The sequence below is a fragment of the Ruegeria lacuscaerulensis genome (assembly GCF_013034745.1).
Classification (GTDB): Bacteria; Pseudomonadota; Alphaproteobacteria; order Rhodobacterales; family Rhodobacteraceae; genus Ruegeria; species Ruegeria lacuscaerulensis_B.
In genome coordinates, this window is record NZ_WQGP01000004.1 from 382071 (window position 1) to 408449 (window position 26379).

The following is a 26379-nucleotide window of genomic DNA, read 5'->3' on the forward strand; positions in this document are numbered from 1 at the left end:
CAGGAAACACTCGCATACCTCTTTAGAGCGGGTGCGGCATGTAAAATCAACTCTACATGCCGCTCTGCAGCAAAAAGGACTGAAAGGAATCCTGAAACTGGACCTATCAGCGCTCTTTCACGTAGGGTTCGCCACCCGCGCGGGGCGGTACAGCCTTGCCGACGAACCCGGCCAGAATGACCACGGTCAGGATATAAGGCAGCGCGTCCATGACCTGTACAGGGATGATGACACCGCCAAGGTCGATATTCTGGAACCGCAGCGCAATTGCCTGAAGCAGGCCGAATAGCAGACAGGCACCCATCGCGTGCCAGGGCCGCCACTTGGCAAAGATCAGCGCGGCTAGTGCGATGAACCCGCGACCGGCGGTCATTTCTTTGACGAAGCCGGCTTGCAGGGCGGTCGCCAGATAGGCGCCCGCGATCCCGCACAGAACACCGCAAATGGCCACGGCAGCAAAGCGCAGTCCCACGACCGAGACCCCGGCCGTATCAACGGCGGCCGGGTTTTCGCCCACGGCCCGCAAACGCAGGCCAAAACGGGTGCGGTACAGAATCCACCACGTCAGCGGCACCATCAGGAAAGCGACGTAGACGAGGATCGAGTGCCCTGAAAGTAACTCGGAATATATTGGCCCAATGATAGGCACACTGCTCAACGCGTCGGCAAAGGGGAAGTTGATCGGCTCGAACCGGCCCCCGCCGAAAAGGGACGGGGTTCGCCCGCCCTGCTGGAACCAACTTTGTGCGACCAGAACGGTCATCCCCGAGGCTAGGAAGTTGATGGCCACGCCCGAGATCAGCTGATTGCCCCGGAACGTGATCGAAGCAACGCCATGCAGGGCCGACAGGATCAGTGAAGCCCCGATCCCAGCCAGAAGGCCCAGCCAGACCGAGCCGGTCACAGCGGCCACGGCGGCCGAGAAGAAGGCGGACATGAGCATCTTGCCCTCAAGCCCGATGTCAAAGATGCCCGCGCGTTCCGAATAGAGCCCCGCCAGACAGGCCAGCAGCAGCGGCGTTGCCAGTCGGATGGTCGAATCGAGGACTTGGATTAGAGTTACGAAGGCCTCCATCACTGCGCTCCTTTCCGCAGTCTCAGGAACAGCTTTTCAAGCGGCATCCGTACCATGTTGTCCAATGCTCCGGTGAACAGGATAACAAGCGCCTGAATCACCACGATCAGCTCACGCGGGATCGAGGTCCACAGCGCAAGTTCTGCGCCACCCTGATAAAGGAACCCGAACAAGATCGCGGCAAGGAACACCCCGAACGGGTGCGACCGCCCCATCAGCGCCACGGCGATGCCGATGAACCCTGCGCCCTCGGTCGAGTTCAGGACCAGACGCTCTGCCTCGCCCATGACGTTGTTGATGGCCATCATTCCGGCCAATCCGCCCGAGATCAGCATGGCGACAATGGTTATGCGCACCGGGGAAATCCCGGCATAGACGGCCCCGGTTTCCGAATGGCCGTAGGCGCGGATTTCATAGCCCAGCCGCGTGCGCCAGATCAGCGCCCAGACCGCGACACAGGCCAGCAAGGCCACAAAAAACGAGATATTCGCGGGCGCGCCCCGGAACAGAGCATTCTCGGCGGTTGAGAACATGGACTGGAATGTTGGCAGATGCACCGCTTCGGGGAAGCGTGCGGTTGCCGGGTCTTGCGAGCCCTGCGGGCGCATCACGTTGACCAGCATATAGTTCAGGAAAGCTGCCGCGATGAAGTTGAACATGATCGTGGTGATTACGATGTGGCTGCCGCGCTTGGCTTGCAGGTAGGCGGGAATTGCCGCCCACATGGCACCGAACAGGGCCGATCCGACACAGGCGGCCAGCAGGGCAATGCTCCAGTGTGGCCAGTCGATATAGAGGCACACCATGGCGACGCCCAGACCGCCCAGCATGGCCTGACCTTCACCGCCGATGTTGAACAGGCGCGCGTGGAAGGCCACGGCTACGGCCAGACCGGTGAACATGAAATTGGTCGCGTAATACAGCGTATAGCCCCAGCCATAGGTCGACCCCAGCGCGCCGGTGACCATCAGGTTCACGGCCTCGATAGGGTTTTCTCCGATGGCGAGGATCACCAGCGCCGAGAGGATTGCGGCCAGTACCAGACTGATCAGCGGGATCAGAACGACATCGGCCCATTTGGGCATTTTATCCATGCTTCACGCGGCCTTTCCCGCAACACCGGCCATCAGCAGGCCCAGCTCTTTTTCATCCGTCTCATGGGGCAGGCGTTCGCCCATGATATGTCCGTCAAACATCACCGCAATCCGGTCAGACAGCGAGAAGATCTCTTCCAACTCGACCGAAACCAGCAAGATCGCCTTGCCCTGATCGCGCAGGGCGACGATCTGTTTGTGAATGAACTCGATCGCGCCAATATCCACGCCGCGTGTTGGCTGACCGACGAGCAACAGATCGGGGTTCCGCTCGATCTCGCGCGCTACGACAATTTTTTGTTGGTTCCCGCCCGAGAAGTTCTTGGCCGCAAGCCAGCCATCGGGCGGGCGGACGTCAAACTTTTCCATCTTGGCCTCGGTATCAGCGCGCAGGGCGGCGTTGTCCATGAACAGGCCCCGCTTGTAGGCCGGGTCGCGGTGATAGCCGAAGGCCACGTTCTCCCACGCGTGAAAGTCCATGATCAGGCCTTCGCGCTGGCGGTCCTCGGGTACATGCGCAATCCCTTGCGCTCGGCGTGTCTGACCATCCGAGCCCGCCCCGCTCAGCGCCAAAGGTGCGCCGTTCAGGCGGATCGTGCCTTGACCCGGACGCATCCCGCCCAAAACCTCAAGCAATTCGGACTGGCCATTTCCGGCAACCCCAGCGATCCCCACGATTTCACCCGCGCGGACGGTCAGGTCGATGCCCTTGACCCGCTCAACACCCGCACCATCGGTGACACTCAGATTTTCGATCTCAAGCACGGGTTGGCCCGGTTTTGCGGGCAGTTTATCCACCTGCAACAGCACTTTGCGCCCAACCATAAGCTCGGCCAGTTCCTGCGGGTTGGTATCGGCGGTTTTGACTGTGGCCGTCATCTCACCACGCCGCATGACCGAGACGGTGTCGGTGTTTTCCATGATCTCGCGCAGCTTGTGGGTGATCACGATGATCGTCTTGCCCTCGGACCGCAGCCGGTCGAGGATGCGGAACAGCTGATCGGCCTCGGCCGGGGTCAGAACCCCGGTGGGTTCGTCCAGAATCAGAATTTCGGCCTTGCGATACAGTGCTTTGAGAATTTCGACACGCTGCTGCATGCCCACGCCGATCTCGTCGATACGCTTGTCGGGGTCGACGAACAGCTCGTATTCTTCTTCCAGCGCTTTCAGTTCTTTACGCGCTTTGGACAGCGAGGGGGCCAGCAGCCCTCCGTCCTCGGCGCCCAGAACGATGTTTTCCAGAACGGTGAAGTTTTCCACTAGCTTGAAATGCTGGAACACCATCCCGATGCCCGCTGCAATCGCGGCTTGGCTGTCAGGGATGTCGGTCTTGGTACCGTTAATCCAGATCTCGCCCTTATCGGCCTTGTAAAAGCCGTAGAGGATGCTCATCAGCGTGGACTTGCCCGCGCCGTTTTCACCGATGATCCCATGGATCGTACCGGGAGTGACGCTGATCGAGATGTCTTTGTTGGCCTGAACCGGCCCAAAGGCTTTGGAAATGCCCTTAAGCTCAATGGCGGGGACGCTCATGTCTTGTCCTCAGATTGCCGAAAAGGCCGCATGGCGCGCGGCAGGATAGGAGGCCGGGCGGAGGCTAAAACCCCCGCCCGCGCGATATCAGAACTGCAGTGCGGGGCAGCTGTCGTTCTCGTAATAGCTGGTCACCGTGACATTGCCGTCAATGATGTCCTGACGCGCCTTGTCGACCGCGCCTTTCATCTCGTCCGAGACCAGCGACGCGTTGTTGTCGTCCATGGCAACGCCTACGCCTTCTTCGGCCAGACCCATGGCGAAGACGCCGGTTTCAAGGTTCTCACCCGCTTTCATCGCGTCATAAACGGCGACGTCCACGCGTTTCAGCATCGAAGTCAGTACCTTACCCGGATGCAGGTGGTTCTGGTTGCTGTCCACGCCGATCGACAGAATGCCTTCGTCGGCAGCGGTTTGCAGAACACCCACGCCGGTGCCGCCTGCGGCTGCATAGATCACGTCAGCACCCTGGCTGATCTGCGCCTTGGTCAGCTCCGATCCCTTCACCGGGTCGTTCCATGCGGCCGGAGTGGTGCCGGTCATGTTGGCAACAACTTCGATGTCAGGGTTCACAGCTTTGGCACCCTGGGCATAGCCACAGCCAAAGTGACGGATCAGCGGGATGTCCATGCCACCAATGAAACCAACGGTGCCAGATTCAGACGCCATCGCTGCCATCATGCCAACCAAATACGAGCCCTCATGCTCGGCAAAGCCGATCTGACGCACGTTGGGCGCGTCCAGCCAGTTCACGTCAACTGCGACGAATTTGGTGTCGGGATAGTCGCCCGCAACCGCCGACAGCGGATCTGCCATGGCAAAGCCCATGGTGATGATCGGGTTCAGACCAGCCTCGGCAAAGCGACGCAAAGCCTGCTCGCGCTGGGCTTCGGATTGCAGTTCGATTTCGCGATAGCTGCCGCCGGTTTCATCGGCCCAACGCTGCGCGCCATTATGGGCGGCCTCGTTGAACGATTTGTCAAACTTACCACCCAGGTCGAAGATCAGGGCCGGTTCAGCAAGGGCCGCACCTGCGGTAAGTGCGACGGCTGCGGCGGCGCCCATCAAGGATTTCATCAGGGTCATTTGTTACTCCCGTTGTTATTGTCGGTCGGGGCCAAGATAGCCCCGTTCACCCACTAAGAGCGAGCATATCTGTTGTGATGGCGGGAATTAAGGCCGTTTGCAACAGCCGGGGTCAACTGATTTTTGACCAACTGGTCGAAAAAAATTTGATACGTCGTTCAGGTCAAGTCACATTCCATCACAACGGCGTCAATTTTCTGATTGTTTTCGCGCACATAGTAGCCCCGTCGCAATCCGCAGGGGCGATAGCCGCAGGTTTCATACAGGGAAATTGCCGCAGCATTGTCTTGCGCCACTTCCAGAAAAGCTCGCCTCGCGCCCAAAGTTTTAGCCAAAGCGTGCCATTCTTCCATCCGCGCCCGCGCCAACCCCTGACGCTGCATCTGGGGGCAGGTCGCTATTGTCAGCAGTTCGGCCTCGTCTGCGATGACCTGAATCAGTGCGAAAGAGTGTTCGTTTCCAACCACATGGGTAAAGTGATTCTGTAGAAGGTCGTTGAATTCGGCCTCGGTCCACGGTCGCGACTGCGTGAAGGCCGCCGCGTGGGTGCCGGCCAACGCGCGGGGGGTCATTCGTCCAGCAGGACCGGAGGCAGGTCCTTGGACGGAGCGGCGTCCGCAGCCCGCGCATAAAGCGGGGCCGGAGGGCCGTCATTGCTCTGCCATCTCTGTCGGGTCACATGCGCGATGCCGCGGACCTGCAATTCAGCGTCGTCATTGAAGATCAACGGGCCGAGTGATTCTGCCTGATCAAGCGGGATCAGAGCGGGCGAGTGACCAGCAGGCGCAACATAGACTTGATCGCGGGGAGCGCGAATGGCGGGAACCGCGTCTTCTGCGCCATCGGCAAGCGCATCGAACCCCGAGACTCCGACCGCAGGGATGCCCAAACCCAATACAAGGCCACGTGCGGCGGATATCGATATGCGGATGCCAGTGAAATTGCCAGGGCCGATGCCGACGCCGATGGCCGACAGATCCTGCCATGTGCAGTCTGCCTCAGCTAGCAATTCCTCAAGCAGGGGCATCAGACGTTCGGCCTGGCCACGTGTCATCTGTTCAACGCGGGTTGCGACGATCTGGTCCCCGTCTAACAAAGCGGCCGCGCAATGCGCGGCCGATGTGTCAAACGCCAGAATGATCGGATCAGACGGCAACAGGGCGTACCTCGGTCACTTCGGGGATGTAGTGACGCAGCAGGTTCTCGATCCCCATTTTCAGTGTCAGGGTCGAGGACGGGCAGTTCGCGCAAGCCCCTTGCATGTGCAGATAGACAACGCCGCGGTCAAATCCGTGGAAGGTGATGTCACCACCATCCTGAGCGACCGCAGGGCGCACACGACTGTCCAGCAGGTCCTTGATCTGGTTGACCACCTCGGCGTCTTCGCCGGTATGTTCTGCGTGGCCCGACTCCGTCGTGGCATCTGCCGCCATGACCGGCTGGCCGGATTGGTAGTGCTCCATCACCGCGCCAAGGATAGCGGGTTTGATATGGTCCCACTGCACGTCTTCCGATTTGGTGACGGTTACGAAATCATTGCCAAAGAACACGCCAGTTACACCGCTGACGGTGAAAATCCGGTTGGCCAGAGGTGATTTCTCTGCCGCGTCTGCCGATGGAAAGTCTGCAGTTCCTGCCTCCAGCACGGTCTGGCCGGGCAGGAATTTCAGGGTGGCGGGGTTCGGCGTGGATTCGGTCTGGATGAACATGGCGCGGCTCCGTTTCAGTTGTTCCTGATATGCGGGTCCATGCGCGGGAAGTCAAGATTTGGAACGGTTCTAAATTTCAGCCGCCAACTTTATCGCATCGTCCAGACGGTCATCGCCCCAGAACAACTCATCCCCAACCAGAAAGCTGGGCGCACCGAATAGCCCCTTGGCCTGCGCGGTTTTGGACTGTTCGATCAGGGCCGCCTTGATCGCCGGGTCCTGTGCTTGGTCTATGAAACCCGCAGACAACCCAACCGCGCTCAAGCAACCGGCAAGTACGTCATCGTCGGCGATATTCTGACCGTCCGCAAACTCTGCGGAATAGACCGCCCGCACAAACTTGGCCTTTGGGGCCGCATCCTTGATCGCCAGTGTCAACCGCGCTGCTTTCAAACCGTTCTGAGGAAATATGCCGGGACGCTGGAACGGCAGCCCGCGTTGCGTTGTCAGCCGCTCCATATCACGCCACATGTAGTCACCTTTGGCGGGATAGAGGTTGAAAGGCGAGTCGTTCCAACCTTGCGCAGCAAATATCGGCCCCAGCAGAAAGGGTTGCCAATCGACCTTAACGCCATGGCGACCTGCGGCGTCTTCGATCCGCATCGCGCTGAGGTAGGAATAGGTTGAGGCGAACTCGAACCAGAACTGAATGCTGAGCGTCATGGTTGACCCTTAGGTAATCGCTTCCAGCTTTTCCTTGCTCAGGTCACCCGGAACGATAGTGATCGGAATTGGCAGGCTACCCGAGTTCTTGGTCAGTTGCGTGACCAGCGGGCCGGGCCCTTTCTTTTCGACACCTGCACCCAGAACGAGTACGCCAATCTCGGGGTCGGATTGCACGTGTTCGATGATCTGCGGCACGGGGTCGCCTTCGCGAATGGCCAATTCGGGGTCGACGCCCTGCTTGTCACGCATCCACTTTGCGAAAACCTCATAATGGGCGTGGATACGTTCACGGGCTTCTTCGCGCATCACTTCTGCCACGCCGATCCAGTGGTTGAACTCATCGGGGGGAATGACCGACAGGATCGTCACGCCACCGCCGGTATGCGCCGCGCGCATAGCTGCAAAACGCATTGCGTTCAGACATTCGCGGCTGTCATCCAATACCACCAGGAACTTACGCATGGGTGTCCTCATTCATTTCGGGCGATCATGCCCGACCTGATGCGCGCTGGCAACCGAAGCCTATCGCGAGCTGGCAGCCCAATCCCAATACAACTCGCGCGCACGACGGGCGATAGGCCCGACCTGATATTGCGTATCCTGCAGCGCCGTGACCGGGGTGATTTTGCTCATGTTGCCGGTCATGAAGACCTCATCAGCTTTGTGGAAATCCTCGAAACTCAGGATCGCTTCGTGCACGGTCACACCGTCTGCACGCAGGTTTTCGATATGGCGCGCGCGGGTGATTCCGGCCAGAAAGGTGCCGTTCGGGGTGGGGGTAAGCACCTCGCCATCCCGGACCATAAAGATGTTGGCGGTCGCGGTTTCAGCCACATGTCCCAACGCATCCGCGACCAGCGCGTTTGAGAAACCGTTGGACCGAACCTCTTGCAACATTCGCGCGTTGTTGGGGTAGAGACAGCCTGCCTTGGCGTTCACAACCGCCGACTCCAGAACCGGGCGACGGAAGCGCGTATAGCCCAGTGTCACCGACGCAGATTCGGGCGCCATTGGAATCTCTTCCAGGCAAATCGCGAAGCCCGTACTGTTCTCCAGTGGCACGATCGCCGTGCGGTCGCCGTCGATGCCCCAATACATCGGACGGATATAAACCGCTGCGTCCGGCGCATAACTTTCCAGCCCTTCGCGGATGATCTCGACCATCTGCTCGGTGGTCACAAACGGCGTCAGCATCAAAGCCTCGGCTGAGCGGTTCACGCGGGCACAGTGCGCCTCAAGATCTGGGACCAGACCGTCGAAATAGCGGGCTCCATCGAAGACGGACGACCCCAGCCAAGCGCCGTGATCGGCTGCCCGCATGATGGGCGCATCCCCGTCATGCCACTGACCTTCGAAATACGTGCGAATATTCTTGCCGACTGCCATCACGCCCTCCCAAGCTTTGCGGCAAACCTAGGAAGACGCCGCGGTAACGTCCAGAGCAATCAGCCCTGTTTTGCGCCAACCATGCCCACGATTTCGTAAGTTTGTTGCAGGATCGGGGCGGCAACAGCGCGCGCCTTTTCTGCCCCATTGGCCAGAATCCGGTCAATCTCGTCCTCTTCGCCCATCAGGCGGGCCATCTCGCCCGAAATCGGAGCCAGTTTCGACACGGCCAGTTCGGCCAGCATCGGTTTGAACTCGCCAAACTGCTTGCCGCCAACCTCGGTCAGAACCTGCTCGGCGGTCTGATCGCTGAGCGCCGCGTAGATATTGACCAGATTGCGCGCCTCAGGGCGTTCGGACAGGCCATCCACATCCGAAGGCAGAGCATCGGGGTCGGTCTTGGCCTTGCGGATTTTCTTGGCAATCGTGTCGGCGTCATCGCTCATGTTGATCCGCGTCATATCCGACGGGTCCGAGGACGACATCTTGCGCGACCCGTCCCGCAGGTTCATCACGCGCGGGGCGGGGCCGCCGATGACGGGTTCGGTCACCGGGAAGAACTCGACGCCATAGTCATGGTTGAACTTGATGGCGATGTCGCGGGTCAGTTCCAGATGCTGTTTCTGATCCTCACCCACCGGCACATGCGTCGCGTGATAGGTCAGAATATCCGCCGCCATCAGCGCCGGATAGGCAAACAGACCCAGTGAGGCATTCTGAGCATTCTTGCCGGCCTTATCCTTGAACTGCGTCATCCGCTGCATCCAACCCATCCGGGCGATACAGTTGAAAATCCAGGCCAGTTGCGTGTGCTCGGGCACTTGGCTTTGATTGAACAGGATGGATTTTTCCGGGTCCAGGCCAGCAGCGATAAAGCCTGCGCAAACCTCGCGGGTCTTTTCGCGCAGGCGGGTGGGGTCCTGCCAGACGGTGATCGCGTGCAGATCGACCATGCAATAGATGGTCTCAAAATCGTCGCCCTGCATATCCACGAACCGCTTGAGCGCACCCAGGTAGTTGCCAAGGTGCAGGTTCCCCGACGGCTGGATGCCGGAAAACACGCGCGGTGTGAACTGGGTGTCGGTCATCGAAGGGAACTCCCGTCTGGAAAAATCAGCCCCCGTCGCTTACCCATGAGGCAAAGGGACGTCAACAGCCGCGAAAGGCCAGCCCAATGAGCAGTGAGCATTATACACCCGCCGTGAACCCTTTGCCGCCCGTGGTGGTGGCGCTGGTCTTGTTCATTTTCGGGATCGAGGTGATCTTCATGCTGGGCGCGCGTGGTCTGGTCGGCGGACCAGGAGCGATTGGTTGGCGGCTGGATGCCTTGCAGCACTACGCGTTTTCGCCGGACATTTTCGATTGGATGATGAAAAACGGGCGCTGGCCGTTTGAACACCTGATCCGCTTTGTGACTTACCCGTTTGTCTCGGCCAATTTCACGCAGGCGGTCTTTGTCTGTGTTTTTGTTCTGGCCATGGGCAAGATGGTGGCCGAGGTTTTTGGCAGTGTTGCGATGCTTGTGATCTTTGTTGTCTCGGGCATTGGCGGTGCGCTGGTCTATGCACTGCTCTTGGACCCGCGCTATCCCTTGGTAGGAGGGTTCCCTCCGGTCTACGGCCTGATCGGCGCGTTCACGTGGATCTTGTGGCGCAAGCTGTCGCTCGTCGGTGAGAACCAGTCGCGCGCGTTCAGTCTGATCGCGGTTCTGATGGGCATCCAACTTGTGTTTGGCCTGCTTTTTGGCGGAACGCTGGATTGGGTGGCGGATCTGGGCGGGTTCGCTACAGGCTTTGCTCTGTCATTTGTGGTTGGTCCCGGCGGTTGGACAAGGATCATTGGGGGTATCCGCCGCGATTGATCAGGACCGCCGCAGTGCCTTTTTGAACTCGGTGATTTCAAAGGCGCGCAGAAGGTGGCCCAGCACAAAATACAACGCTGCCGCACCGATGATGAGGGCCAACAGTGCCACATAACGCCAGCCTGGCAGGTGAAATGCCCACCCGAACAGGGAAAGCGCGGCAAAAAGGCCAACGCCCATCCCAAGCGATGCGGCCACGATCCGCCATGCCCGGCGTTTGAACCGGTCATCAAAGCGCGCCTCCTCGCCCATGCGACGAGCGCCCAGCGCCAGCAGTCCGACCATGGCCCACCCGGCGACCGAGGCCGCAATCGCAGGCGCAATCCAGCCCAGCAGCGGATAAAGCCCAAAGGCCAGCCCCGCGTTCACCACCATCGCCACCACCGCATAGCGGAACGGAGATTTTGTGTCCTCGCGCGCGAAGAACAGCGGTTGCAGCAGCTTTTGCAGCATGAAAGCAGGCAGGCCGATACCATAGATCGCCACGGCCAGCGCGGTGGCGGCGGTATCCTCGGCGGTGAATTGGCCACGCTCGAACAGGACCGAAACCAGAGGGATCGGCATGATCACAAAGGCCACGGTTGACGGAAGGGTCAGCAGGAGCGTGAACTCTCCGGCGCGGGAAAAGGCGTTGCGGGCACCGTCTTTGTCACCCGCACGCAGGCGGCGAGACAGGTCAGGCAGCAACACGATTCCCACGGCGATGCCCACCACACCCAAAGGCAGTTGATACAGCCGGTCCGCGGCAAACAACCAACTGACCGCGTTTTCGGTTTTTGAGGCCACAAGCTGCCCCACCACCAGATTGACCTGTGTCACCCCCATCGCCAGCGCGGCGGGAACGGCTATACGGACCATACGCCTCATCTCGGGGCTGAGTTTCGGCAGGCCGGGGCGGATACGGATACCCGCGCGCTCGGTCGCGACCCAGACCAGTGCAAGCTGCGCCACACCGGCCAAGGGGATGATGGCGATCAGCCAGCGTATGACTTCGCCGCCCGACAGGGCTCCGGCGATCATGGCGGTGCAGGCAAAGATGTTCAGCAGAACGGGCGCTGCGGCAGCGGCCGCAAAGCGGCCCGTGGCGTTCAGAACGCCCGAAAACAGTGCTGCCAGTGACATGAACAGGATGTAGGGGAAAACCACGTAACCATAATCCACGGCCAGATCGAACCGGTCGTCGCCATAGAACCCTTCGGCGGTTATCCAGACCAGTGCGGGCATGAACACCATCGCCAGCCCAACCAGCGCTAAAACGGCCACGGCCAGCAGGTTGAAGGCATCCTGTGCGAATCCTTCGGCGTTCTCGTCCCCTTCCAGCCGTTTGGAAAACATCGGCACGAAGGCCGCGTTGAACGCACCTTCGGCAAAGAAGCGGCGGAACATGTTGGGCAGGCGGAAGGCGGCCACAAAGGCGTCCATCACAGGGCCCGGCCCGATAAAAGCCGTCAGCAGGATTTCCCGCAGAAACCCCAATATCCGACTGGCCAGGGTCCAGAACCCGACCGTGAACAGGCCCGAGAACAGCCGGATCTGCTTCATGATTCCGCGCGCTCGGCGCCCTCGGTGATGGCTTTGCGCAGCTTGGCCTCAAGCCCACGCTGCTTGCTTTCGGAGTGGTATTTCAGCCCGAACATATCCTTGACATAGAACGTGTCCACCACCTGCTCGCCATAGGTCGCGATCACCGCGTTGGCGACATAGACATTCGCTGCGGCCAGCGTGCGTGCCAGATCATAGAGCAGACCGGGGCGGTCGCGGGTATCGACCTCGATAATCGTATAGATCTCAGACCCGTCATTGTCGAAGATGATATGTGTCGGCACGTTAAAGGCGCGTTCGCGTTTCTTGATCTTGTCGCGCGATTTCAGCGCGTCGCGCGCCACAACTTCGCCCTTTAGCGTTTTGTGTATCATCTGCGTCAGGCGTGGCAGGCGGCTGGCTTCGAATGGGCGACCATCTGCGTCCTGTATCCAGAATGCATCCGTGACATAACCATCCTTGGTCGTATAGCTGCGCGCGTCGACCACGTTCGCCCCAACCAGCGCCAAGGCCCCCGCAATCCGTGCAAAGATGCCCGGATGGTCGCCCATGGCGAAACAGGCGCGGGTGGCGTCGCGGTCCTCGTCCGGTTGCAGGCGAATCTCCATCGCGCCCGCGTCGCCACTGCGGTCAAGTGCCTGCAGCATCTCCGCGAATTCCACATGGGTCGAGAGGTTGAGCCCCTGCCAATACGGGTCGTAATGCCGCCCGGTCTCGGTCTTGAGGTCGGCCTTGGACCAATCGGCCAATTCGGCGCGTAGGGTCTTTTTCGCCTCAGCCCCGCGATTGGCACGGTTGAGGTCTTCCATCCCGGTCTCAAGCGCGCGTTTGGTTTCCGCGTGCAGTGCGCGCAACAGGGTGGCCTTCCAGTTGTTCCAGGTATCCGGACCGACGCCGCGAATGTCACAGACCGTCAGGACAGTCAGCAGGTCCAGCCGCTTGACCGTCTTCACCGCCTTAGCAAAGTCGCGCACTGTGCGCGGGTCGGAAATATCGCGCTTCTGCGCCATGTCGGACATCAGCAAATGATAGCGCACCAGCCATTCGACCGTTTCCGCGTCAGCCTTGTTCAACCCAAGCCGAGGTGCAATTTTGCGGGCCAACTGTGCGCCGAGGATCGAGTGATCTTCGGGCCGCCCCTTGGCAATATCGTGGATCAGCAGGGCGACATACAGAACCTTGCGGTTCACCCCCTTTTTCAGAATCGAAGAGGCCAGCGGTAGTGACTCGATCAACTCGCCCCGTTCGATCTGGGCGAGGTTCACGATGCACTGGATGGTGTGCTCGTCCACCGTGTAGCTGTGATACATGTTGAACTGCATCATCGCGACGATGTGCTCGAATTCCGGGATAAAGGCCGACAGGACCCCCAACTCGTTCATCCGGCGCAGGGCGCGTTCTGGATTGCCATGTTTAAGCATCAGATCAAGGAAGATGCGCTGGGCTTCCTTGTCCTCGCGCATGTCGTCGTCGATCAGGTTCAGATTGGCTGTTACCAAGCGCATCGCATCCGGGTGAATCAGCATCCCCGTGCGCAACCCTTCTTCGAACAGGCGCAGCAGGTTCAGCTTATCGGCCAGAAACGTCTCGGCGTTGGCCACATCCAGACGTCCATGCACCACCTTGTAACCCGGTTTGGCCTTTGGACGGCGACGGAATATCCGCTCAAGCAGAGGCGCACCCTTCATATGGGTGGCTTCCAACTTAGTCAGGAAGATGCGGGTCAGCTCACCCACCTTCGTCGCTTCGCGGAAATAGCGCTGCATGAACACCTCGACCGCGCGTCGTCCGGCGCGATCCTCGTATCCCATGCGCTCGGCCACCTCGACCTGCATGTCAAAGGTCAGTTGTTCAGTTGCGCGCCCAGTGACCAGATGCAGGTGCGAGCGCACGGCCCACAGGAAATCTTCGGCCTGAACGAATGTGTTGAACTCATCAGGTGTGAACAGGCCAAGTGGCACCAGTTCGGCCACGTCCTGCACGCCATAAATGTACTTGGCGATCCAATAGAGCGATTGCAGATCACGCAGCCCGCCTTTGCCCTCTTTGACATTGGGCTCGACCATATAGCGCTGGCCTTGCTTCTGGTGGCGTTCGTCACGCTCTTGCAGTTTGGCTTCGATAAAGGCCCGTTCGCTGCCTTTGAACAGCTCATCCCGCAAGCGGGTGTTCAGTTCATCTGACAATGTTGTTTCACCAGCCAGATAGCGCTGTTCCAGCATCGCCGTTCGGATGGTGAAATCCTCGGCCCCCAGCCGCAGGCAATCCTTGATCGTGCGCGAGGAATGCCCGACCTTCAGCCGCAGATCCCACAGGATATACAGCATGGATTCGATAACACTCTCGGCCCAGGCGGTGATCTTGTAGGGGGTCAGAAACAGCAGATCGACATCCGATGACGGGGCCATTTCACCCCGGCCATAGCCGCCCACTGCCAGAACCGCGATCCTTTCGCCCTGCGTTGGCGTCGCCAGAGGGTGCAGATCTTGGCTGGCCACCTGCATCGCCGTACAGACCAGCCCATCGGTCAGATAGGTGTAGGAATGGGTTAACGGGCGCGCGTCGAACGGACGCTGGGCAAAGGCGTCGGCAATGGCCTGACGCCCAGCCTTTTGCGCAGCACGCAGGACGCGCACAGTCTCGGATCGCCGTGCGCTGTTGTCTGCGGTGTTTTCAAAGGCCTCCGAAAGATCGGCCATGACGGCGGCACTGTCGAAAATATCTTCGGCCGAGCAAATCAGCTCACCCTTGGGGGTCAGCGTCAGGGCCGGTCGATCAGAAACCGGCGCCAGAGAAGCTTTGTGGGGCAGGGTCAATCACTACTACCTGTTTATTCTGGATCGTGGCGACTGCCAGACCGCGTTCATTGGTGCCATCGGGGCGCAGGCGGAAGATGCCGCCGACACCTTGGAAACCGGCATTCTGGGTCAGGGCAGAAGCCGTCAGCGCGTCTGCTTTCCCCTGACTGACCAGAGCGCCGATCGCGGCAATACCGTCATAGGCCAACCCGCTGATCGGATGAGGCGCTTCGCCATAGGTGTTGTTATAACGCTGGCGGTAGGCTTGCGCCTTGGCAGGGTCGGGCAATGCGAACCAGCCCCCCTGCACACCCGGCAGCTCTAGTGTTTGTGCCGGGATGTCCCAGCGGGTCAGGCCAATATATTGCGTTATGGTCGGTGACACGCCTGCTTCGGGCAAAAGCTGCGACAGCAGCGGCAGAGCCCCCGCCGTAGTCGCTGTCAGGATGATCGAATCCGCGCCTGCGGCATCGACGGTTGCTTTGATCGTCGGCACCGAGTTGATCACGCCCTGTTGTGACCGGTCATAGCCGACCGTGCCCGCATTATTCACCCGGCTGGTGCTCAGCGCGCGGGCAATTGCGGATTGGCCCAACTGGCCCGCGGCATCGTTGGAATGTACGATGACCATTCCGTTCTTGCCTTGCGATCCAGCGAAATTGACCAGCCTGTTGGCCGTGTTGTCAAAAGTCGGACCCAGAACAAAAACATTGCCACCTGCAATGCTTGTGTTGTTTGAGAAGGAGAGGACATTGACGTTGTTGTTCAAAACCGCCAGACCGGCCGAGTTTGCGGCCTGCGCATAAACCGGCCCCAGGATGATTTTGGCCCCCTCGGCAACCGCACGTTGCGCCGCAGCCGAGGCTGTGCCCGAGTTGCCTTGCGTGTCATAGACCCTCAGATCAATTTGCACATTCTGCAAGTCCGCCATGGCCAGGCGGGCCGCGTTCTCCAGGCTACGGGCCAGCGCTGCGTCACCCGAATTCGCTGAACCTGCTGGAACCAGCAGGGCCACGGGAACGGGTTTGGACGTGTTGATCGAGGGGCCACCACCGGTTCCGCCGGGGACGCAGGCGGTCAAAAGCGCCGCGGTTGCCAATGCGATGGCGGATTTCGCCAGTTTGCGAACGGGCTTGCAAACGCTAAACATCTAAAAGAAAACTCCCTGTCCCAGCGGCTTGATGCTCCGCCATTCTGTTAGGCCGCGATAATAAACGTCACGCTGTGAGGGTCCAGCTTTGAATCACCAAAAAGTCAGATTGGGCGCGGGCCTGTATTTTGTTGCCACTCCGATCGGCACGGCGCGCGACATTACGCTCAGGGCACTGGACGTGTTGGCCTCGGCAGATGTGATCGCGGCTGAAGACACCCGCAGCCTGCGCCGGTTGATGGAGATACACGGTGTTCCGCTGGAAGGCCGTCGTATTCTGGCCTATCACGATCACAGCGGCGCTGGCGCGCAACAGAAAATTCTGCAAGCTCTGGCGGATGGCAGCTCGGTGGCCTACGCGTCCGAAGCCGGGATGCCTTTGATTGCCGATCCGGGCTATGACCTTGGCCGCCAGGCGGCCGAAGCGGGGCACACCGTCACCTGCGCCCCAGGTCCCTCGGCGGCTTTGATGGCGCTGACGCTTGCTGGCCTGCCCACGGATGCCTTCTTTTTCACTGGATTCCTGCCCAACACATCGAACGCGCGAAAGTCAAGGATCGAGGCGCTGCGCGATGTGCCGGGCACACTGATCTTCTACGAATCACCCAAGCGCGTTGCGGCCTGCCTGTCGGACTTGGCCGCAATGTTGGGTGACACAAGACAAGCGGCAATGTGCCGGGAACTGACCAAGAAATTCGAGGAAGTGAAACGCGGAACTCTGGCCGAGTTGGCTGCTGATTTAAGCGGACAGACTGTCAAAGGCGAAATTGTCCTGCTTGTGGATCGCGGGCATTCGGAAACTGTTAACGAATTGGACGTAGAACAGGCTTTGAAGGAAGCCTTGGAAACCCATTCGGTTCGGGATGCGGCAGATCTGGTGTCGGATATGTTCAAACTGCCCCGTCGCCCGATCTATCAAAAGGCTCTGAAGCTAGGAAAGAGATGACATGTCCGCACGCGCTGTTCGAAGTTCAGTTTCTTATCAGGCAGGCCAATCCGCTGAATTGCAGGTGGCTACGGACTATGAACGTCGCGGCTATTCCATCGCACATCGCCGCTGGCGCGGGGCCGGAGGGGAGATTGACCTGATCGCGCGGGATGGTGACTGCCTTGTGTTCATTGAAGTTAAGAAAAGCAGCAGTTTTGACCGAGCTGCGGCACGGATCAACCAGCGTCAGATGAAACGGATCTGCGCCTCTGCTTCACAGTTTTTGGAAAATGAACCCGCAGGACAACTGACGAATGTGCGCTTTGACGCAGCGCTGGTGGATGCAACTGGCGCAGTCAAAATCGTTGAAAACGCCTTTGGGCAAGTCTGACCCCCATTGAACCCTCGGGCTCGCTGGGCCATGTATCTGGCGTGAAACTGAGGGACACGCCATGAAAATCGCCTTTCAGATGGACCCAATCGGGGCCGTGGATATCAATGCAGACAGCTCATTCCGACTGGCCGAAGAGGCGCAGGCACGTGGGCATTCGCTGTTTTTCTACGGACCGGATCAGTTGGCGTATCAGGAAGGGCGCATAAAAGCACGCGGCCATGACATGACGGTGCAGCGTGTGGCAGGAAACCCGGCTGAACTGGGGCCTGAGCGTGAGGTTGATCTGGCCGATTTCGATGTGGTCTGGCTGCGGCAGGATCCACCGTTCGATATGCACTACATCACCTCGACGCATTTGTTAGACCGTTTGAAGGGCAAGGCGCTGGTGGTCAATGATCCGTTTTGGGTGCGCAATTACCCCGAAAAGCTGCTGGTGCTGGATTTCCCCGATCTGACGCCACCGACAACGATTGCGCGCGATCTGCAGACAATCAAAGCTTTCAAGGAAAAGCATGGCGATATCATCCTCAAGCCGCTTTATGGCAATGGTGGTGCGGGCGTGTTCCGGCTGGATGCCAACGACCGCAACCTGACTTCGTTGCATGAGTTGTTCACCGGTTTCTCGCGCGAGCCGCTGATTGTTCAGAAGTTCCTGCCCGATGTAAGCAACGGCGACAAACGTGTGATCCTTGTGGATGGTGAGCCGGTTGGCGCAATCAATCGCGTGCCAGCCAAGGGCGAGACGCGGTCGAACATGCATGTGGGCGGTCGCCCTGAAAAGATTGGCCTGTCCGACCGGGATTTGGAGATTTGCGCCGCCATTGGTCCTTTGCTGAAGGAAAAAGGCCAGATTTTCGTCGGCATCGACGTGATCGGAGATTACCTGACCGAGATCAACGTGACCTCGCCCACCGGCATTCAGGAGCTGGAACGGTTCGACGGTGTCAACATCGCTGAAAAAATCTGGCAGGCGATTGAAGCCAAGGTTTAAGACGCCGCCCGGGCGCTGATACGAAAGCTCAGCGCCTCGGCCACATGGGGGCGGCGGATATCCCGCGCGCCCTCAAGATCGGCAATGGTGCGCGCGACCCGCAGGATGCGGTGATAGGCGCGCGCCGACAGGCCGAACCGTTCGGCGGCTTTCAGCAACAGCTCTTTGCCTTCGGCGTCGGGGGCGGCGATTTCCTCCAGCAGCTTACCCTCCATATCCGCGTTCTGGCGGGGCTCCATGCCCTCGAACCGCTGAGCCTGCACGGCGCGTGCGGCTTCGACCCGTGCGGCAACGGTGGCGGAGCTGTCCCCAGAAGGCGGCAGGTCCAAATCGGTGAACCCGACCGGAGGCACCTCGATCCGCAAGTCGAACCGATCCATCAGCGGGCCAGAGATGCGGCCCAGATAATCCTCGCCACAGACCGGCGCGCGGGAACAGGCGCGGGCAGGGTCGGTCAGGTAGCCGCATTTGCAGGGGTTGCCGGCGGCCACCAGCATGAAGCGGCAGGGGTATTTCACATGGGCATTGGCGCGGGCCACCATGACCTCGCCCGTTTCAATCGGTTGGCGCAGGGTTTCCAGAACGGTGCGTGGAAATTCAGGGAATTCGTCCATGAACAGAACTCCGTTATGAGCCAAGGAAATCTCACCGGGTTTCGCGCCTCGACCACCGCCGACAATCGCAGCCATCGAGGCGGTGTGATGCGGTTCTCGGAATGGGCGGGTGCGGCTGATCCCGCCTTCGTCAAGCAATCCGCAGAGCGACTGGATCATAGAGGTTTCCAGTGCCTCGGATGGGGTCAGAGGCGGCAGAATTCCCGGCAGACGCGCGGCTAGCATCGATTTGCCCGACCCCGGTGTGCCGATCATGATCAGGTGATGCCGCCCGGCAGCGGCGATCTCTAACGCGCGTTTGGCTCGCTCTTGCCCTTTCACGTCGCGCAGGTCGCGGACGCTGGGCGCAAGGCAGACCTCGCCGGGTTGGGCGGCGGATAAAGGGGCCTGACCTGAGAAATGCCGCACCACATCGCCCAGTGATGTGGCCCCGATAACCTGTGTAGCATCGACCCAAGCCGCCTCGGCGCTGGAGGCTTTGGGGCACAGCAGCGCGCGATCTTCGGCGGCGGCGGTCATGGCGGCGGGCAGGGCGCCGACGACGGGTACGAGCGATCCGTCCAATGACAGCTCACCCAGCGAAACCGCGCCTTCGGCAGCATCGGGAGGGATTATTTCCAATGCAGACAGCAGCGCGACGGCGATGGGCAGGTCGAAATGGCTGCCCTCTTTCGGCAGGTCGGCGGGCGAAAGGTTGATGGTGATGCGTTTGGACGGCAGCGCGATGGCCATGGAACTGAGCGCGCTGCGCACCCGGTCGCGGGCCTCGGACACGGCCTTGTCGGGCAGGCCGACGATGGAAAAGGCGGGCAGGCCCGGCGAGACGGCGCATTGCACCTCGACCGGGCGGGCCTCGACCCCTTGGAAAGCGACGGTATGAGAGCGGGCGACCATGAACGACCTTTTGGGTTAACAGGTCGTTGCTGGCACGCAGGCGGTTTAGGAATCGTTAACGCCTGCGACCATGTCAGAGAATTTCGGCCAAGCGCCAGGGTCTGCGGCGGTTTTGTCACGGCAGAACGGGTTGCAGAAGCCCCAGATGCGCCCGTCCAGTTCAAGGAAATCCGTCACAGGGTCGCCGGAATAGGGGCAGGTGGCGTTGACCGAGGGGCCTGCATCAACGGCGCGGGCTGGGAGCGACCCGACTGGCCAGGGTTGTGTTGCCAATCCCAGTGCGTATGGGAAAGGGTCATAGGTCACAGTCAATCCCATCGCGCGCCATTGGCGTGCGGACAGGTCCGACAGCAGAGCTAGGCAATAGGTTCGGTTTGCGTCCGAAACGGGCAGGCCATAGCCGATAATCCGCGCGGCCACGGGTGTGTAGAACACATCCGCAAGGGAATAGTCCCCAAACAGTGGGCCGCTGGCCGCCCCGGATACGCCGCGAGCATGCGCCCAAAGGGTCTCGATCCGATCAAGGTCACGCAGTGTATCGGCCGATGGTTCAAACCCAGTCCAGCAATGGTGCAACTGCATCGGGCATTCGCCGCGCAAGGCGGTGAACCCGGCCACCATCTCGGCGCATAACCAGCGCGCGGTGGCGCGGGCGGCTGGATCTGCAGGCCACAATCGGGCCTCGGGGTGGCGTTCGGCCAGCGTTTCGGCCATGGCGAGGCTTTCGCCCACCACCGTTCCGTCGGGCAGGCGTAAGGCGGGCACCAAACGGGCGGGGGCGAGTGGCTTCATATCCTCGGCCATGGTGCCGGAATAGAGGCCGATCATATGGGCTTTGTAAGGCAGGCCGAACCGTTCTAGCATCAGCCAGCCGCGCATGGACCAGCTGGAAAACAGGCGGTCCCCGATTAACAGATCATAAGTCATGTGGACAGAATGGCGCGGCATGACGCGGCGGTAAATCAGTGATTTGTGCGCAGGTGCATCACGCCAGGTGATTGATCCGCCCGACCGACCAGCGATCCCCGTGATGTGTCAGTTCCGTGACCGAGAGGTTGTCGATCTTGTGGCTGAACGCCTCTTGCGCGGTCACGTCCAGCGCGCGCTGCACCTGCGTCAAGATCACGCCGAAATGCACCACGACGACCAGATCGTGCCCTGTATGATCGGCCATCAGCCGGTCGATCACGGCATCCACCCGTGCGCGCACCTCGTTCCAGCTTTCGCCATCCGGAGGGCGCACGTCGCCGGGATTGTCCCAATAAGCAAAGGCGAGGTCGGGGTCTTCGGCCTCAATCTCTCGGAACCCACGCAGCTCCCAAGTGCCGAAATTGATCTCGCGCAGGTCGGGGTGGTGGGGCAGGCGGGTGCGTGTCCCCTGAATGGCCGAAGCCGTATCGGCGGCGCGGGACAGGTCGGACGAGATCACAACCGCATCAGACGGCAGATGGTCATGCAAGCGCTGGAGCGCCACTGTGTCGCTGAGGTCAGCGGGCAGGTCGGACCAGCCGACCATGGTTTTCGCATGGGTCGGCCCATGGCGGACAAGGTGCAGCCGGGTCATGGAAGCTGCCCTTTCAAAACCAAGGGCAGGCCCACCGTGACCTGCACCACCAGATCGGCCTGCGCCGCCAGCGCGATGTTCAGCCTTCCCTGCGCCTCGCGGAACCTGCGGGAAAGGGCGTTGTCGGGGACAATGCCCTGGCCCACCTCGTTCGAGACGACGATGACCGGGGCCCGACATCCGGCCAGAGCATCCAAAAGGTCCGCCTGCGCCTGATCCAGATCGTTGTCAGCCAGTAGGTGATTGGTCAGCCACATGCTGGCGCAGTCGATCAGGCAAACTTGGCTTTTGTCCAGCGTGGCCAGCGACGGGCGCAGGTCCAGCGGGGCCTCAATGGTGGTCCAGCCATCGCCCCGCTGGGCGACATGCCGCTTCACCTTTTTGTGCATCTCGTCATCAAACACTTGTGATGTCGCCAGATAAATGCGGCTTTTTTCTGTTGAAACAGTAAGTTGTTCTGCAAATGCAGACTTGCCCGAGGCAGCTCCGCCTATCACAAAGGTTAAATCCGGATACACTATTCTTACCTTCCATGTGATCCACCCGGTTTCGTTCTGCGTATCGACCATAGGTCGGCAAGGCAAGGCCGGGGTGCGCCTGCGAAAAGGGGAGGTTTCCATGGCACTGGATAACGCAAACGATTTTTCGATGTCACGGCAGGCAATGAAGGCCGAATTGCTGGACGCGGAGACCGAATTGAAATTGGCCTATGCGTGGCGTGACCACCGCGATGAAAAGGCGCTGCATCGGTTGATCACCGCATATATGCGGCTGGCGATCTCTATGGCGGCCAAGTTCAAACGCTATGGCGCGCCGATGAATGACTTGATTCAAGAGGCCGGTTTGGGCCTGATGAAAGCCGCCGACAAGTTCGACCCGGACCGGGGTGTGCGGTTCTCGACCTATGCGGTCTGGTGGATCAAAGCTAGCATTCAGGACTATGTGATGCGCAACTGGTCGATGGTGCGCACCGGGTCGACATCGTCGCAGAAGTCGCTGTTTTTCAATATGCGCCGAGTGCAGGCTCGTCTGGAACGTGAAGCCGCGACTGAAGGAATGGAATTGGACAGGCACCAGCTTCATCAGATGATCGCTACCGAAATCGGTGTTCCTCTTCGTGATGTCGAAATGATGGAAGGTCGTTTGTCTGGATCAGATTTTTCGCTGAATGCGGTGCAATCTGCGGATGAGGATGGGCGCGAGTGGATTGACGCGCTGGAGGATGAGCGCGAGCAAGCTGCCGAAACCGTCGAGAACAGCCATGACACCGCACAGTTGCGTGAATGGCTGGTAACTGCCATGCGATCCCTGAACGATCGTGAGCAGTTCATCGTGCGCGAACGCAAATTGCGCGAACCGGCGCGGACATTGGAAAGTCTGGGTCAGGAATTGGGTCTGTCGAAAGAGCGTGTGCGTCAGTTAGAAGCCGCCGCTTTCGTCAAAATGCGCAAGAACCTTGAAGCGCAATCGCGCGAGGTGCAACACTTCATCGCATGAGACAGTTAGCGATTCTGCTGTGTGCGCTTGTAGTTACAGCCGGTGTAGGCCGGGCCGACGGACTGATTCCTGATGATGTTGCCGACGCAATGCGCGCGGCGGACGTGGTGATCCTGGGTGAAATCCACGACAACCCACAACATCACATTGTCCAAAAAGAAGCGTTAGAGATAATCAACCCCTCGGCCGTGGTCTGGGAAATGGTCACTGAAGAGGGCGCGCAACGGCTGGCTCAGAAAGCTGCGACCAACCCCGAGGAATTGGACCGTATCCTGAAATGGGCCGAGATGGGGTGGCCGTCCCTCAGCATGTATTACCCGGTCTTTCAGGCTACCGATGCGCCGGTCTATGGGGCGATGGTTCCCCGTGCGGCGGCGCGCGCTGCAATGGAACGGGGTGCTGCCACGGCGCTGGGCGCGGATGCGGCGCGCTATGGGCTGACCGTGCCTCTTTCGGCTGCGGATCAGGCTGAACGCGAGGCAGATCAACTGGCGGCGCATTGCGATGCGCTCCCGCAAGAGGCGCTGCCTCAGATGGTGGCCATCCAACGTTTGCGCGACGCGGTTCTGACGCGTTCGATCTTGCGTGCCGATGACGAAACAGGCGGGCCGATTGCTGTGATCACTGGTAATGGGCATGCCCGCAAGGATCGCGGGATTCCGACATTCACGTCCCGGCTGCGCCCCGGCCTGAAAGTCTTTGTGTTGGGGCAGTCCGAGGATGGCGCGATCTCAGGCGAGTTTGACGCGGTGATCGACAGCCCTTCGGTCGAACGCGAAGACCCCTGTCTGGCATTCCAGACGCAGAATTAACCGCTGGAACTGTCTGGCCTGCTTGCCTAATGTCAGGGCCGACCGGGACGGGAAGGGCTGAACATGCTGGCATCGAAACGAATTCTGCTGATCATCGGCGGAGGCATCGCAGCCTATAAATCGCTGGATCTCATCCGCCGCCTGCGCGAACGCGGCGCGGCCGTAACCCCGGTTCTGACCCGCGCGGCTGAGGAATTCGTGACCCCTTTGTCCGTGTCTGCCTTGGCCGGAGAGAAGGTCTATCGCGATCTTTTCGATCTGACCGATGAGGCCGAGATGGGCCATATCCAACTCTCCCGCTCTGCCGATCTTGTAGTGGTTGCCCCGGCCACTGCCGATCTGATGGGCAAAATGTCCAGCGGGCTGGCCAACGACATGGCCTCGACCCTGTTGATGGCGACGGACACGCCGGTTCTTTGCGCGCCTGCGATGAATGTACGGATGTGGGATCACCCAGCGACGCAGCGCAATCTGGCGCAATTACAGGCGGATGGTGTCCGCTTTGTTGGCCCGAACGAGGGCGACATGGCCTGTGGCGAATACGGCCCCGGTCGTATGTCCGAGCCGCTTGAAATCGTTGCTGCGGTCGAGGCGCATCTGTGCGGCGGCCCCTTGCAGGGCAAGCGTATTCTGGTCACTTCGGGCCCCACCCATGAACCCATCGATCCGGTGCGCTATATCGCCAACCGGTCCTCGGGCGCGCAAGGAACGGCGGTGGCGAGGGCGCTCGCCGCGCTGGGGGCCGAGGTGGTGTTTGTCACCGGCCCGGCGGATGTGGCTCCGCCCCAAGGCGTAAAGGTGGTTTCGGTCGAGACCGCGCAACAGATGTCGGATGCGGTGGACGCCGCCTTGCCCGTGGATGCGGGCGTGTTTGCGGCGGCTGTGGCGGATTGGCGGGTGGCCAGCGCCTCGGACCGGAAGCTGAAGAAAACCCGCGACGGCCTGCCCGCGCTGGAATTTGCGGAAAACCCCGACATTCTGAAACGCGTCTCGCATCTGGAAACGGGTCGCCCCGCGCTGGTCGTGGGCTTCGCCGCCGAGACCGATAGTGTGATCGAACACGCCACCACGAAGCGCGCGCGTAAGGGGTGCGACTGGATTGTGGCCAATGATGTCAGTCCCGCCACCGGCATCATGGGTGGGTCCGAGAATGCGGTCACGTTGATTTCGGACGCAGGGGCCGAAGAATGGCCACGTATGAGCAAGGACGCTGTGGCCGAGCAGTTGGCGCGCAAGATCGCTGACGCGCTGACCGCGTGAGGGAAAGGAAACAAGATGGTTGCAATTCGCGTGATCCGCGAGGACGGCTCTGACCCCTCAGTACCGTTGCCGTCCTACGAAACCACTGGTGCGGCGGGCGCGGATGTTCGAGCCAACCTACCGGATGGAGCGTCGATAACGCTGGACCCCGGACAGCGCGCCTTGGTTCCCACCGGCCTGCGGATCGAAATCCCGAATGGCTATGAGGTGCAGGTGCGTCCAAGGTCCGGGCTGGCGTTGAAACATGGGATCACGCTACCCAACACGCCGGGTACGATCGACAGCGATTATCGCGGCCCGCTGGGTGTGATCGTGCTGAATGCCGGGCAGGAGGTGTTCGAGATCACCCACGGCGAACGCATTGCGCAGCTTGTCGTGGCCCCGGTCGTTCAGGCCACGTTTGAGTCTACCGATACGCTCAGCGACACCGAACGCGGCGCGGGTGGGTTCGGCTCGACCGGGCGCGGCTGATGCTGTTGGTTTTCATTCTGGCTGCCGGGCTGTGGGGCGTTGGCTATCTGGCTGGCGTGTCGCGCACCGCGCGGATGACATCCGTCGGGGTGTTGCTGTTGGGCGTGATCACGGCGCAGCTGGTTCTACCGGACGGGCACCCCTTGCGTCAGGCGACTGGCGGCTCTGCGGCGATGTGGCTGATCCTGGCTGGTTTCGCGGTTCTGGTTCTGGTTTATGGAAGGGTGCTGAAAGCGTTACGCAACCGCGCGACGCCCGCCACGAAGGAGTCCGCCATGCCATCCGACCAATTCTCTGAAACCGAGCTGGAACGTTATGCCCGCCATATCGTGTTGCGGGAACTGGGTGGGCCGGGTCAGAAAAAGATGAAACAGGCCCGTGTGCTGGTTATCGGTGCCGGGGGGCTGGGCGCGCCAGCGCTGCAATATCTGGCTGCCGCCGGGGTTGGGACCATCGGTGTTATCGACGATGACGAGGTCGAAAATGCCAATCTGCAACGTCAGGTCATACACCGCGACGCGGATATCGGGATGCCCAAGGTTTTCTCGGCGCAGCAGGCCATGCAGGCGCAAAACCCTAATGTGATCGTGCTGCCTTACCACCGCCGTCTGACTGATGAGATCGCGCAGGATTTGTTTGCCGATTTCGATCTGATCCTCGATGGCACTGACAATTTCGACACTCGCTATCTGGCCAACCGCACGGCGGTTGCGCTGGGCAAGCCGCTGATCTCGGGTGCTCTGTCGCAATGGGAAGGGCAGCTGAGCGTCTTTGATCCCGCCCATGATGCCCCTTGCTATCAGTGTATATTCCCAGAGGCTCCGGCCCCAGGGCTGGCGCCTTCCTGCGCCGAGGCTGGCGTGATTGGCCCTCTGCCCGGCGTTGTGGGCTCGATGATGGCGGTGGAGGCGATAAAGGTGATCACCGGAGCTGGGCAGGCTCTGCGCGGTGAGATGCTGATCTATGACGCGCTTTATGGGGAAAGCCGCAAGATCACCCTGTCGCGCCGCGCCGATTGTCCGATTTGCGGTAAGTGAGCGCGCGCACTGGATCA

27 protein-coding genes are annotated in these 26379 nt (G+C 60.4%); 9 read left to right on the forward strand and 18 right to left on the reverse strand.

Translation table 11 applies throughout. From position 1 onward, the window contains the following. Positions 1–106: 106 nt before the first annotated feature. From GOV79_RS10505 to trpS, 11 genes are all read right to left on the reverse strand, one after another. On the reverse strand, positions 107–1075 hold the full coding sequence (locus GOV79_RS10505; RefSeq protein WP_170789742.1) for an ABC transporter permease: 969 nt from the start codon (positions 1073–1075) through the stop codon (positions 107–109). Continuing rightward, positions 1075–2169, reverse strand: coding sequence for an ABC transporter permease (locus tag GOV79_RS10510; RefSeq protein ID WP_170789743.1), 1095 nt, complete (start codon positions 2167–2169; stop codon positions 1075–1077). Before GOV79_RS10510 ends, GOV79_RS10505 begins: the two co-directional genes overlap by 1 nt. A 3-nt stretch (positions 2170–2172) precedes the next feature. Further along, the gene (locus tag GOV79_RS10515) at positions 2173–3702 is read right to left on the reverse strand and encodes an ABC transporter ATP-binding protein (RefSeq protein ID WP_170789744.1); all 1530 of its coding nucleotides are present in this window, start codon (positions 3700–3702) and stop codon (positions 2173–2175) included. A gap of 87 nt (positions 3703–3789) precedes the next feature. Further along, positions 3790–4788 (reverse strand): BMP family lipoprotein, encoded by a 999-nt coding sequence (locus tag GOV79_RS10520; protein ID WP_170772498.1) that lies wholly within the window; start codon positions 4786–4788, stop codon positions 3790–3792. Positions 4789–4946: 158 nt separating this feature from the next. Further along, complete coding sequence (locus GOV79_RS10525; protein ID WP_170789745.1) at positions 4947–5360, reverse strand: GNAT family N-acetyltransferase; 414 nt, start codon at positions 5358–5360, stop codon at positions 4947–4949. After that, complete coding sequence (tsaB, locus tag GOV79_RS10530) at positions 5357–5944, reverse strand: tRNA (adenosine(37)-N6)-threonylcarbamoyltransferase complex dimerization subunit type 1 TsaB (protein WP_170789746.1); 588 nt, start codon at positions 5942–5944, stop codon at positions 5357–5359. Before tsaB ends, GOV79_RS10525 begins: the two co-directional genes overlap by 4 nt. Further along, positions 5934–6497, reverse strand: a complete 564-nt coding sequence (locus GOV79_RS10535) for a NifU family protein (RefSeq protein ID WP_170772492.1) — start codon at positions 6495–6497, stop codon at positions 5934–5936. The genes tsaB and GOV79_RS10535 overlap by 11 nt, the downstream gene beginning before the upstream one ends. Positions 6498–6566: 69 nt before the next feature. After that, positions 6567–7160 (reverse strand): 2-hydroxychromene-2-carboxylate isomerase, encoded by a 594-nt coding sequence (locus GOV79_RS10540; protein ID WP_170789747.1) that lies wholly within the window; start codon positions 7158–7160, stop codon positions 6567–6569. 9 nt (positions 7161–7169) lie between these two features. Further along, entirely contained in the window at positions 7170–7625 is a 456-nt protein-coding gene (locus GOV79_RS10545; protein WP_170772489.1) for a universal stress protein, read from the reverse strand. 60 nt (positions 7626–7685) lie between these two features. Further along, positions 7686–8549: a branched-chain amino acid aminotransferase gene (locus GOV79_RS10550; RefSeq protein WP_170789748.1), complete on the reverse strand. Its 864-nt coding sequence runs from the start codon at positions 8547–8549 to the stop codon at positions 7686–7688. Between the two features lie 59 nt (positions 8550–8608). Beyond that, the gene (trpS, locus tag GOV79_RS10555; RefSeq protein ID WP_170789749.1) at positions 8609–9637 is read right to left on the reverse strand and encodes a tryptophan--tRNA ligase; all 1029 of its coding nucleotides are present in this window, start codon (positions 9635–9637) and stop codon (positions 8609–8611) included. A gap of 86 nt (positions 9638–9723) precedes the next feature. On the opposite strand from trpS, the gene GOV79_RS10560 reads away from it, so the two are divergent. Next, a complete protein-coding gene (locus tag GOV79_RS10560; protein ID WP_170772483.1) occupies positions 9724–10410 on the forward strand; it encodes a rhomboid family intramembrane serine protease in 687 nt (228 codons plus the stop codon). On the opposite strand, the gene murJ is transcribed toward GOV79_RS10560, so the two are convergent. The 3 genes from murJ to GOV79_RS10575 are packed head-to-tail and all read right to left on the reverse strand — an operon-like array spanning position 10411 to position 15900. Next, positions 10411–11952: a murein biosynthesis integral membrane protein MurJ gene (gene murJ / locus GOV79_RS10565; protein ID WP_170772481.1), complete on the reverse strand. Its 1542-nt coding sequence runs from the start codon at positions 11950–11952 to the stop codon at positions 10411–10413. It abuts the gene before it with no gap. Beyond that, positions 11949–14768 carry a [protein-PII] uridylyltransferase gene (locus GOV79_RS10570; RefSeq protein WP_170789750.1) on the reverse strand — a complete coding sequence of 940 codons (2820 nt, stop codon included), beginning with the start codon at positions 14766–14768 and terminating at the stop codon, positions 11949–11951. Before GOV79_RS10570 ends, murJ begins: the two co-directional genes overlap by 4 nt. Next, positions 14728–15900: a penicillin-binding protein activator gene (locus GOV79_RS10575; RefSeq protein ID WP_170789751.1), complete on the reverse strand. Its 1173-nt coding sequence runs from the start codon at positions 15898–15900 to the stop codon at positions 14728–14730. The genes GOV79_RS10570 and GOV79_RS10575 overlap by 41 nt, the downstream gene beginning before the upstream one ends. An 88-nt stretch (positions 15901–15988) precedes the next feature. On the opposite strand from GOV79_RS10575, the gene rsmI reads away from it, so the two are divergent. The 3 genes from rsmI to gshB all read left to right on the forward strand — a co-directional run bounded on the left by rsmI (position 15989) and on the right by gshB (position 18213). After that, the gene (gene rsmI / locus GOV79_RS10580; RefSeq protein ID WP_170789752.1) at positions 15989–16846 is read left to right on the forward strand and encodes a 16S rRNA (cytidine(1402)-2'-O)-methyltransferase; all 858 of its coding nucleotides are present in this window, start codon (positions 15989–15991) and stop codon (positions 16844–16846) included. Position 16847: 1 nt separating this feature from the next. Beyond that, positions 16848–17219, forward strand: a complete 372-nt coding sequence (locus GOV79_RS10585; RefSeq protein ID WP_170789753.1) for a YraN family protein — start codon at positions 16848–16850, stop codon at positions 17217–17219. Between the two features lie 61 nt (positions 17220–17280). Then, positions 17281–18213 (forward strand): glutathione synthase, encoded by a 933-nt coding sequence (gshB, locus tag GOV79_RS10590; protein ID WP_170772470.1) that lies wholly within the window; start codon positions 17281–17283, stop codon positions 18211–18213. On the opposite strand, the gene GOV79_RS10595 is transcribed toward gshB, so the two are convergent. Genes GOV79_RS10595 through cobU form a run of 4 tightly spaced genes read right to left on the reverse strand, consistent with a single transcriptional unit; the run spans position 18210 to position 21803 of the window. Then, complete coding sequence (locus GOV79_RS10595; protein ID WP_170789754.1) at positions 18210–19721, reverse strand: YifB family Mg chelatase-like AAA ATPase; 1512 nt, start codon at positions 19719–19721, stop codon at positions 18210–18212. The genes gshB and GOV79_RS10595 overlap by 4 nt on opposite strands. Positions 19722–19766: 45 nt before the next feature. Further along, complete coding sequence (locus GOV79_RS10600) at positions 19767–20648, reverse strand: glutathione S-transferase (protein ID WP_170789819.1); 882 nt, start codon at positions 20646–20648, stop codon at positions 19767–19769. Between the two features lie 58 nt (positions 20649–20706). Next, positions 20707–21285, reverse strand: a complete 579-nt coding sequence (locus GOV79_RS10605; protein ID WP_170772466.1) for a histidine phosphatase family protein — start codon at positions 21283–21285, stop codon at positions 20707–20709. Next, the gene (cobU, locus tag GOV79_RS10610) at positions 21282–21803 is read right to left on the reverse strand and encodes a bifunctional adenosylcobinamide kinase/adenosylcobinamide-phosphate guanylyltransferase (protein WP_170789755.1); all 522 of its coding nucleotides are present in this window, start codon (positions 21801–21803) and stop codon (positions 21282–21284) included. The genes GOV79_RS10605 and cobU overlap by 4 nt, the downstream gene beginning before the upstream one ends. Positions 21804–21903: 100 nt before the next feature. On the opposite strand from cobU, the gene GOV79_RS10615 reads away from it, so the two are divergent. The 5 genes from GOV79_RS10615 to GOV79_RS10635 all read left to right on the forward strand — a co-directional run bounded on the left by GOV79_RS10615 (position 21904) and on the right by GOV79_RS10635 (position 26362). Then, positions 21904–22782 carry an RNA polymerase factor sigma-32 gene (locus GOV79_RS10615; protein WP_170772462.1) on the forward strand — a complete coding sequence of 293 codons (879 nt, stop codon included), beginning with the start codon at positions 21904–21906 and terminating at the stop codon, positions 22780–22782. Next, positions 22779–23594, forward strand: coding sequence for a ChaN family lipoprotein (locus GOV79_RS10620; RefSeq protein ID WP_170789756.1), 816 nt, complete (start codon positions 22779–22781; stop codon positions 23592–23594). The genes GOV79_RS10615 and GOV79_RS10620 overlap by 4 nt, the downstream gene beginning before the upstream one ends. Positions 23595–23657: 63 nt before the next feature. Beyond that, positions 23658–24854 (forward strand): bifunctional phosphopantothenoylcysteine decarboxylase/phosphopantothenate--cysteine ligase CoaBC, encoded by a 1197-nt coding sequence (coaBC, locus tag GOV79_RS10625; RefSeq protein WP_170789757.1) that lies wholly within the window; start codon positions 23658–23660, stop codon positions 24852–24854. A gap of 15 nt (positions 24855–24869) precedes the next feature. Further along, the gene (dut, locus tag GOV79_RS10630) at positions 24870–25325 is read left to right on the forward strand and encodes a dUTP diphosphatase (protein WP_170789758.1); all 456 of its coding nucleotides are present in this window, start codon (positions 24870–24872) and stop codon (positions 25323–25325) included. Beyond that, positions 25325–26362 carry a HesA/MoeB/ThiF family protein gene (locus GOV79_RS10635; protein ID WP_170772454.1) on the forward strand — a complete coding sequence of 346 codons (1038 nt, stop codon included), beginning with the start codon at positions 25325–25327 and terminating at the stop codon, positions 26360–26362. The genes dut and GOV79_RS10635 overlap by 1 nt, the downstream gene beginning before the upstream one ends. Positions 26363–26379 lie beyond the last annotated feature (17 nt).

What these genes read in the sequence shown, in the direction of transcription:
- GOV79_RS10505 (WP_170789742.1), bottom strand. Translation starts at nt 1,075, where the DNA reads ATGGAGGCCTTCGTAACTCTAATCCAAGTCCTCGATTCGACCATCCGA.
- GOV79_RS10510 (WP_170789743.1), bottom strand. Translation starts at nt 2,169, where the DNA reads ATGGATAAAATGCCCAAATGGGCCGATGTCGTTCTGATCCCGCTGATC.
- GOV79_RS10515 (WP_170789744.1), bottom strand. Translation starts at nt 3,702, where the DNA reads ATGAGCGTCCCCGCCATTGAGCTTAAGGGCATTTCCAAAGCCTTTGGG.
- GOV79_RS10520 (WP_170772498.1), bottom strand. Translation starts at nt 4,788, where the DNA reads ATGACCCTGATGAAATCCTTGATGGGCGCCGCCGCAGCCGTCGCACTT.
- GOV79_RS10525 (WP_170789745.1), bottom strand. Translation starts at nt 5,360, where the DNA reads ATGACCCCCCGCGCGTTGGCCGGCACCCACGCGGCGGCCTTCACGCAG.
- GOV79_RS10535 (WP_170772492.1), bottom strand. Translation starts at nt 6,497, where the DNA reads ATGTTCATCCAGACCGAATCCACGCCGAACCCCGCCACCCTGAAATTC.
- GOV79_RS10540 (WP_170789747.1), bottom strand. Translation starts at nt 7,160, where the DNA reads ATGACGCTCAGCATTCAGTTCTGGTTCGAGTTCGCCTCAACCTATTCC.
- GOV79_RS10545 (WP_170772489.1), bottom strand. Translation starts at nt 7,625, where the DNA reads ATGCGTAAGTTCCTGGTGGTATTGGATGACAGCCGCGAATGTCTGAAC.
- GOV79_RS10550 (WP_170789748.1), bottom strand. Translation starts at nt 8,549, where the DNA reads ATGGCAGTCGGCAAGAATATTCGCACGTATTTCGAAGGTCAGTGGCAT.
- trpS (WP_170789749.1), bottom strand. Translation starts at nt 9,637, where the DNA reads ATGACCGACACCCAGTTCACACCGCGCGTGTTTTCCGGCATCCAGCCG.
- GOV79_RS10560 (WP_170772483.1), top strand. Translation starts at nt 9,724, where the DNA reads ATGAGCAGTGAGCATTATACACCCGCCGTGAACCCTTTGCCGCCCGTG.
- murJ (WP_170772481.1), bottom strand. Translation starts at nt 11,952, where the DNA reads ATGAAGCAGATCCGGCTGTTCTCGGGCCTGTTCACGGTCGGGTTCTGG.
- GOV79_RS10575 (WP_170789751.1), bottom strand. Translation starts at nt 15,900, where the DNA reads ATGTTTAGCGTTTGCAAGCCCGTTCGCAAACTGGCGAAATCCGCCATC.
- GOV79_RS10585 (WP_170789753.1), top strand. Translation starts at nt 16,848, where the DNA reads ATGTCCGCACGCGCTGTTCGAAGTTCAGTTTCTTATCAGGCAGGCCAA.
- gshB (WP_170772470.1), top strand. Translation starts at nt 17,281, where the DNA reads ATGAAAATCGCCTTTCAGATGGACCCAATCGGGGCCGTGGATATCAAT.
- GOV79_RS10595 (WP_170789754.1), bottom strand. Translation starts at nt 19,721, where the DNA reads ATGGTCGCCCGCTCTCATACCGTCGCTTTCCAAGGGGTCGAGGCCCGC.
- GOV79_RS10600 (WP_170789819.1), bottom strand. Translation starts at nt 20,648, where the DNA reads ATGACTTATGATCTGTTAATCGGGGACCGCCTGTTTTCCAGCTGGTCC.
- GOV79_RS10605 (WP_170772466.1), bottom strand. Translation starts at nt 21,285, where the DNA reads ATGACCCGGCTGCACCTTGTCCGCCATGGGCCGACCCATGCGAAAACC.
- GOV79_RS10615 (WP_170772462.1), top strand. Translation starts at nt 21,904, where the DNA reads ATGGCACTGGATAACGCAAACGATTTTTCGATGTCACGGCAGGCAATG.
- GOV79_RS10620 (WP_170789756.1), top strand. Translation starts at nt 22,779, where the DNA reads ATGAGACAGTTAGCGATTCTGCTGTGTGCGCTTGTAGTTACAGCCGGT.
- coaBC (WP_170789757.1), top strand. Translation starts at nt 23,658, where the DNA reads ATGCTGGCATCGAAACGAATTCTGCTGATCATCGGCGGAGGCATCGCA.
- dut (WP_170789758.1), top strand. Translation starts at nt 24,870, where the DNA reads ATGGTTGCAATTCGCGTGATCCGCGAGGACGGCTCTGACCCCTCAGTA.
- GOV79_RS10635 (WP_170772454.1), top strand. Translation starts at nt 25,325, where the DNA reads ATGCTGTTGGTTTTCATTCTGGCTGCCGGGCTGTGGGGCGTTGGCTAT.